7 protein-coding genes are annotated in these 6,807 nt (G+C 68.4%); 2 read left to right on the top strand and 5 right to left on the bottom strand.

Annotated features, from left to right (window positions below):
• From VGF12_RS02600 to VGF12_RS02615, 4 genes are all read right to left on the bottom strand, one after another.
• Positions 1–861: ABC transporter substrate-binding protein (locus VGF12_RS02600; protein ID WP_331174487.1), on the bottom strand; the 861-nt coding region annotated here is incomplete at its 3' end.
• The gene (locus VGF12_RS02605) at positions 858–2,876 is read right to left on the bottom strand and encodes an amidohydrolase family protein (RefSeq protein WP_331174488.1); all 2,019 of its coding nucleotides are present in this window, start codon (positions 2,874–2,876) and stop codon (positions 858–860) included. The genes VGF12_RS02600 and VGF12_RS02605, both read right to left, overlap by 4 nt.
• 19 nt (positions 2,877–2,895) lie before the next feature.
• Positions 2,896–3,381 carry a ribonuclease HI gene (rnhA, locus tag VGF12_RS02610; RefSeq protein ID WP_331174489.1) on the bottom strand — a complete coding sequence of 162 codons (486 nt, stop codon included), beginning with the start codon at positions 3,379–3,381 and terminating at the stop codon, positions 2,896–2,898.
• Positions 3,378–4,109, bottom strand: coding sequence for a class I SAM-dependent methyltransferase (locus VGF12_RS02615; protein ID WP_331174490.1), 732 nt, complete (start codon positions 4,107–4,109; stop codon positions 3,378–3,380). Before VGF12_RS02615 ends, rnhA begins: the two co-directional genes overlap by 4 nt.
• A 26-nt stretch (positions 4,110–4,135) precedes the next feature.
• Here VGF12_RS02615 and gloB point away from each other — a divergent pair, with 26 nt between their 5' ends.
• Positions 4,136–4,921, top strand: coding sequence for a hydroxyacylglutathione hydrolase (gloB, locus tag VGF12_RS02620; RefSeq protein WP_331174491.1), 786 nt, complete (start codon positions 4,136–4,138; stop codon positions 4,919–4,921).
• On the top strand, positions 4,918–6,561 hold the full coding sequence (locus VGF12_RS02625) for a transglycosylase SLT domain-containing protein (protein WP_414709985.1): 1,644 nt from the start codon (positions 4,918–4,920) through the stop codon (positions 6,559–6,561). Before gloB ends, VGF12_RS02625 begins: the two co-directional genes overlap by 4 nt.
• Before the next feature lie 17 nt (positions 6,562–6,578).
• On the opposite strand, the gene VGF12_RS02630 is transcribed toward VGF12_RS02625, so the two are convergent.
• A partial coding sequence (locus VGF12_RS02630) for an MAPEG family protein (RefSeq protein WP_331174493.1) occupies positions 6,579–6,807 on the bottom strand: 229 nt, incomplete at its 5' end.

The following is a 6,807-nucleotide window of genomic DNA, read 5'->3' on the forward strand; positions in this document are numbered from 1 at the left end:
GGCCAGCAGGCCAATGTTCATGCCCGGTGCCGTCGCGAGCTTGATCGCCGGATCCTTCTTCAGCATTTCCAGCTCTGCGGGGCCAACAGGTGCGGCGATATCGCATTCGTCGCGCTTGAGCCGCTGCGCGCGCACGCTGGCGTCGGTGGTGATCGCGTAGACGAGCTGATCGGCACGCGGCCGCTCATCCTTGCGCCACCAGCTCGCATGCTTCACGTAGCGGATGACGCTGTCGGCGCGGAAGCTCTTGAACTGGAAGGGTCCTGTGCCGACCGGCATCTGCGCGATGCGCTGCGGCGTGCCGGCCTTGAGCAGCTGGGCGCCGAGCTCAGCTGACTGGATCATCGTGAACGCGAAGCTCAGTGCCGACAGGAAGGAGGCGTCGCGTTCAGCGAGCGTGATGCGCACCTGGTGTTCGCCGAGCTTCTCGACCTTCTGGATGAGCTTCTCCCAGCCGAAGGAGACGACATAGGGCGACACGCTGGGGAAAGCCTTGGCGAAGGCACTGTCCCGGCTGAGCAGGCGGCCAAAGGTGAAGACGACGTCGTCGGCATTGAACTCGCGCGAGGGCTTGAAGCCCTCGGCGGTATGCCAGCTGACACCGCGGCGCAGCTCCAGGGTGTAGGCCAGACCATCAGGGCTGATGCTCCAACTCGTAGCCAGGCCGGGGATCAGCTGATCCGTGCCGCGCTTGACCTCGATGAGGGTGCTGAAGATGGGCAGATGGGCGACATGATCGATGCCGCTGTCGGTCATCGCCGGGTCGAAGGTCTTGGGGCTGCCGGCGGCGCAGAAGCGCAGCGTGGTGTCGGCCTGGCCGACCAGGGGAAGCGCCATCAGCAGCGCGACGAGAAGCTTCATTTCGTGATCTCGGCCGCAGGCACGAAGGGCTGGATGCCCATGGCCTGGTAAAGCGCGGACGGCAACAGCGCCCGGGTTTCGTTGTTCTGGCCCTGGATGACCAGCGCGATGCGGCGGATGGCGCGGATGTCGGCCACCGGGTCACCGTCCACCAGCACGAGGTCGGCACGCTTGCCGCGCTCGATGCTGCCGATCTCGCTCAGCCGGTCACTGTACTTCGCGCCGTTCCAGGTGCCGATCTTCAGTGCCTGCGCGGGCGGGATGCCCGCCTGTACGTACAGCTCCAGCTCGCGCTGCAGCGCCAGGCCCGGCGTAGCGTCGGTTCCGGCCACCAGCGGAATGCCGGCCGCGTGCATGCGGCGCAGCAGGTCCATCATGACCTTCCAACTCGCGCCCCAGCGCCGCGCCTTGGCATCGTCCATGTCGACCTCGGCGGACAGGAAACTGCGCTGGACGACGGCCGGCAGGTTGGCAGCCACCATCGTGTAGCTCGGGTTGGGCTGGCCCTGGCGCTGCGTGTACTGGGCCTCGAAGGCGGTCATCGTCGCGTCCACGACGGTGCCCTTCTTCTTGAGCAGCGCAATGAACTCCTGGGTGCGACGGTCGTTGAGCTTGAGATCGGCCGCCTTGTCGCCCACCAGGTTGAAGCGCAGCAATGTGCGCGTGTCGTCCCCCTTGCCGACAAGGAAGTTCAGCGTGACCTGGTTGATGTGGTGCAACTCGTCGTAGCCGGCCTCGACGGCCTCGCGCGCCGTCATGAAGGCCGGCACATGGCCGCCTGTGCGCAGGCCCAGCGACCGCGCATGCGCCACCATGGGTTTCACCCACTCGGGGCGGATGGAGTTGTAGAGCTTGAGCTGGCGGTAGCCATGGGCGGCGTACCAATCGATGGCCGCCAGCGCGTCGACCAGGTTGTCAGGAACGAAGTCGGCCTGCGACGAGAACGGGCTTTTGCCCTCGATGAAGCCGTTGGCCGCGATACGCGGACCCAGCACCTCGCCACGCTCGATGCGGCCGCGCAGCTCAGCCAGGTCGGCATTGCTGTTGCCAACGTCGCGGACCGCCGTCACGCCCGAGGCCAGGTTCAGCAGCAGCGCACTGGCGTCGAGGTGGGTGTGCATGTCGACGAAGCCGGGCAACAGCGTACGACCCTTGCCGCTGATACGCTGGGCCGGCCCGGCGTTGCCGAGGCTGCCAGGTTGGGCGATGGCCGCGATGCGGCCTTCGTAGACATAGACGTCCGATGGCCCACGGAGCACGGCCGCCTGCGAATCGAACCAGCGCACGCCTTCGATGACGGTGAGGCCCGGCAGGGGCCTGGGAAGAGTCCGGGCCAGGCGCTCCAATCGTGCCAGTTGCGCCGTCTTCTGCGCGTCGGAGAGACGGTCCATCTCCGCCTCGAAGCCCTGCAGAAGCGTGCCGCCCCAGCCGGGGTCGATCTTGGCGAACAACGTATGGTTGTCCTCGCGCAGCCAGAGATAGGCGGGCTCGAGGTCCAGGCCCTCCACGGCGTAGAGGCCCACCTCGAAGCCGGCGCTGGCGGGCTTGAGCGCCTGCACGCGTTCGATGCCGAGCTGGCCGACGGGCAGTGCGGTGGCGCGCTGGCCGGGGCGCTGCAGCAGCGTCTGCGCGATCCGGGCGGCCCAGGCGGGGCTGGCCTGCACCGGCAGGTAGACGAGGTCCCGCCCCGCGTCCTGCCGTTCGCCCTGGTCCACCGGCGAGCGCCAGCTTGCGCGGCCGTCCTTCAGCTCGAAGCGCTCATCGATGCGTGCGCCGTAAGTCGACACACCCTCGGTGCGATAGCCCGTCCAGGTCCCGTCGGGCGCGATCTCGAGCACCTCCTTCTGGTCAGGCCCGCGGCCGTTGTTGCGGTAGTTGTAGTCCACGTCCAGCCGACCGGCCGACTCCGCGACCCGGAGCTGACCGCAAACCGCCTTGGCGCACAGCACGGTGTAGGTCTGGGCCTGAGCGGCACCGGCCAGCAGCAGCGCGAACAGTGGGGGCAGAAGCTTCATCGGCGGGTTCCCAGGAGTCTTAGGTGGCGCGGACTTTACTGAGGGATGCCACGCCCTTGTTGGCCAACATGTCAGCGCGCTCGTTCCCCGGGTCGCCGGCGTGGCCCCTGACCCAGCGCCAGTCGACATGGTGCAGCTTCCTCAGCGCATCCAGCCGCTGCCACAGATCGGCGTTCTTCACCGGCTTGCCGTCGGCCGTCTTCCAGCCACGGCGTTGCCAGTTGATGATCCATTCAGTGATGCCCTTGCGCACGTACTCGCTGTCCAGATAGATGATGACGTCGCAACTGCGCTTGAGCGAGGCGAGCGCCTCGATGGGGGCGGTCAGCTCCATACGGTTGTTGGTCGTGCCCGACTCGCCGCCAAAGAGTTCCTTGTCATGGCCTCCGCTGCTGAGCCAGGCGCCCCAGCCCCCGGGCCCAGGATTGCCCTTGCAGGCGCCGTCGGTATAGATGGTGACCTGCGGCCGCTTGATCGTGACGGCAGGCTTGGAGGTATCGGTCATTTCTTCTTGTGGTGGTTGCTCAACGCGACAGCGGGCGCCTTTTTGGCCGCCGCACGCGAGTTTTTGGCCAGGCCGATCATGCGCATGCCCTGCACGCGCTTGACCGCCTGGATGAAGTAGACGGCGCCCAGCACCGGCCACCAGCGCGAACCGACGCCATCGACCCAGCGCCAGCGCTGCAGCCACGCTTCTGAGCGCAGCGGAGGACGGTAGATGCCGAAGCGAGCTGCCTCGACGTCGAAGCTCAACAGCTTGAGCCAGTCGCGCAGCCGCCAGTAGCCGATGAAGTCGCCTTCGCTGGGTAGGTAGGGTTCGCCGCGGCGCCTGAGCCGGCCGAGGTTCTGGCGCAGGCTCCAGAGACTGGCCGGATTCAGGCCGAAGACGATGAGCCGCCCCTCGGGTCTCAGCACTCGCTCCACCTCGCGCAACAGGGCATGGGCGTCGCAGGCCAGCTCCAGCGCATGCGGCAGCAGCACGAGGTCGAGGCTGGCGCTTTCGAAGGGCAGCGCGTCAAAGTCACACAGCAGGTCTCGGCCAGCCAGCCAGCGGTGCGGCATGCGGTTGGTCTGCAGGCCGTCAAGTTCGGGCAGACCCAGCTGCAGCGCATGAAACCCGAACAGGTCGGCCACGACCGCGTCGACCTGGGTCTGCTCCCAGGCCAGCAAATGACGCCCGGGCGGGGTCTGCAGCCAGGCTGCCAAATCTATACTCGGCGCTTTATCTGTCATGGGTTGGCGCCACATTGACGCTCAGTTTGACGCTCACGCCTGTCCCCGCTTTCGACGACAACTACCTCTGGCTGCTCGACAATGGCCGTGAGGCCATCGTCGTCGATCCCGGTGATGCCGCGCCGGTGCTGGCGGCCCTGGATGCCCGGGGCCTGACGCTCGCGGGCATTCTATTGACCCACCACCACGGTGATCACGTCGGCGGCGTTGACGCGCTGCGCCCGCGCCTGCATGGCCCCATCTATGGCCCCGTCCACGAGAAGCTGCCCGAGCCGGTGCAGCGCGTGCAGGGCGGCGACAGCGTGGCGCTGCTCGGTCTGCAGTTCGCCGTGATGGACGTGCCGGGCCACACGGCCGGTCACATCGCCTACTTCGCGGCCGAGGCGCCCGGCGCCGAACCGCTGCTGTTCTGCGGCGACACCCTGTTCAGCGCAGGCTGCGGCCGCCTCTTCGAGGGCACGCCAGCGCAGATGCACGCCTCGCTACAGTCGCTGGCCGCGCTGCCGCCCGAGACGCGAGTCTGCTGCGCCCACGAGTACACCTTGTCCAACCTGCGCTTCGCGCGCGAGGTGGACCCCGGCAATGTGGCGCTGGCCGAATACGCCACCCGCTGCGAGACTCAGCGCGCCGCCGGCCGGCCGACGCTGCCGGCCCGCCTCGGCACCGAAGTCCGCATCAACCCTTTCCTCCGCTGTGCCGAGCCGGCTCTGCGTGAAGCTGCCCGCCGCCACGCCCCCCTCAAACTCCCGGCCGCGCCAAGCCCGGTCGATGTATTCGCCGCGCTGCGCGAATGGAAGAACGGATTCCGATGACACTGCTCCAACCCCTCTCGCCGCCGAAGGCGCTCTCGCGTCTTTCGGCGATTCTCCTGGCCGCGCTCCTCGCCGCCTGCGCCACAACCACCCCGCCCGTCGAGCCCAACGCTCCGGACTCCCCGCCCCCGCCTCCCCCCGCCACCGCCGAGCCCAGCCCCGCGCCCATGCTGCTGGCCGCGCCCACGCCGGTACGCTCCATCGCGGCCGAGCTGCTGGAAGACAACCTGCGCCCCGGCGAGAAGATCGACCTCGACGGCCCCGACGTCAATGCCGACCTCTGGGCACGTGTGCGCCTGGGCTTCCAGCTGCAGGACCTGGACGACGACTGGGTGCGCAAGGCCGAGGCCTGGTATAGCGCCCGACCCGACTACGTCGAGCGCATGACCTCGCGTGGCAGCCGCTACCTCTTTCACATCGTCGAGGAGGTCGAGAAGCGCGGCATGCCCACGGAGCTGGCGCTGCTGCCCTTCGTCGAAAGCGCCTTCGTCACCCACGCGGTGTCCTCCGCCAAGGCCACCGGCATGTGGCAGTTCATGCCCGCCACGGGCCGCGACTTCGACCTCAAACAGAACATCTTCCGCGACGATCGCCGGGACGTGCTCGCGTCCACGCGCGCGGCGCTGGATTACCTGGGCCGGCTCTACAAGCAGTTCGGCGACTGGCACCTCGCGTTGGCCGCCTACAACTGGGGCCAGGGCAATGTGCAGAAGGCCGTCGCCCGCAACCAGCGCCTGGGCTTGCCGACGGACTACGCCAGTCTGAAGATGCCCGACGAGACGCGCTACTACGTGCCCAAGCTGCAGGCCGTGAAGAACATCGTCTTCGCGCCGGAACGGTATGCGCTGGCGCTGCCGGTGGTGGCCAACCACCCCTTCTTCCTCAGCGTCAAGGTCGATCGCGACATCGACGTCGCCCTGGCCGCCCAGCTCGCCGGCATCTCGCTGGAGACCTTCCAGCAATTCAACCCGCAGATGAACAAGCCGGTGATCCTGGCCGCGGCCACGCCGCAGGTCCTGCTGCCCTACGACCAGGCCAGCGCCTTCGCCGAGAACCTGGCGCGGCACAACGGCCCGCTCGCAAGCTGGACGGCCTGGGTCGTGCCCAAGACGATGAGCCCCGCCGATGCGGCCAAGCGCGCCGGCATGCCCGAGAGCCTGCTGCGCGAGATCAACCGTATCCCGCCGAAGATGCTGGTCAAGGCCGGCTCAACACTGCTGGTGCCTCGCGGCGAACATGTCCATACCGACGTTTCGGAGCGCCTGGCCGACACGGCCAGCCTGAGTCTTGCGCCCGACGCACCGCCGCTGCGCCGCGTGACATTGAAGGCTGGCAAGGCCGACACCGTGGCCGGCGTGGCCGCGCGCTACAAGGTGCGCGCCGAGCAGGTCGCGCAGTGGAACAAGGTGGGCAAGAACGCGCGTTTCAAGCCGGGCCAGGCGATCGTCGTCTACACGGCCCCGGCGCCGGCCCGGGCAGTCGCGTCCAGCCGCAAGGCCGCACCCGCGCGCAAGACCGCGGCGGTGGCCAAGGCCCCGGCAGCCAAGGTGGCCAAGGCATCCGCCAAGCCAACGACCAAGGCCGTCAAGACCGCCAGCGGCGGCAAGGGCCGCAACGTGGTGGCCGCTGCGGCGCCCTGAGCAGCTCGCGGCTGGCCTCAGCCCACGAAGAACAGCGCGACGCAGGCCGCCAGGCCGGCCACCCACACCAGCGAGCGCAGCGAGGCCTGGTCGGCCAGATACAGCCCGACGAAGGCCAGTCGAGCGGCGATGAAGCCCAGCGCCAGCAGGTCCACGGTGGCCTGTGCGGCCTGGTGCTGATGGGCCACGAACAGGCCGGCGATGAAGATCGGCAGCGCCTCCCAACTGTTGGCCTGGGCAGCGTTG

This window comes from Roseateles sp. (assembly GCF_036404855.1).
In the GTDB taxonomy this organism is placed as follows: domain Bacteria; phylum Pseudomonadota; class Gammaproteobacteria; order Burkholderiales; family Burkholderiaceae_C; genus Pelomonas.

What these genes read in the sequence shown, in the direction of transcription:
- rnhA (WP_331174489.1), bottom strand. Translation starts at nt 3,381, where the DNA reads ATGACCGATACCTCCAAGCCTGCCGTCACGATCAAGCGGCCGCAGGTC.
- VGF12_RS02615 (WP_331174490.1), bottom strand. Translation starts at nt 4,109, where the DNA reads ATGACAGATAAAGCGCCGAGTATAGATTTGGCAGCCTGGCTGCAGACC.
- VGF12_RS02605 (WP_331174488.1), bottom strand. Translation starts at nt 2,876, where the DNA reads ATGAAGCTTCTGCCCCCACTGTTCGCGCTGCTGCTGGCCGGTGCCGCT.
- VGF12_RS02625 (WP_414709985.1), top strand. Translation starts at nt 4,918, where the DNA reads ATGACACTGCTCCAACCCCTCTCGCCGCCGAAGGCGCTCTCGCGTCTT.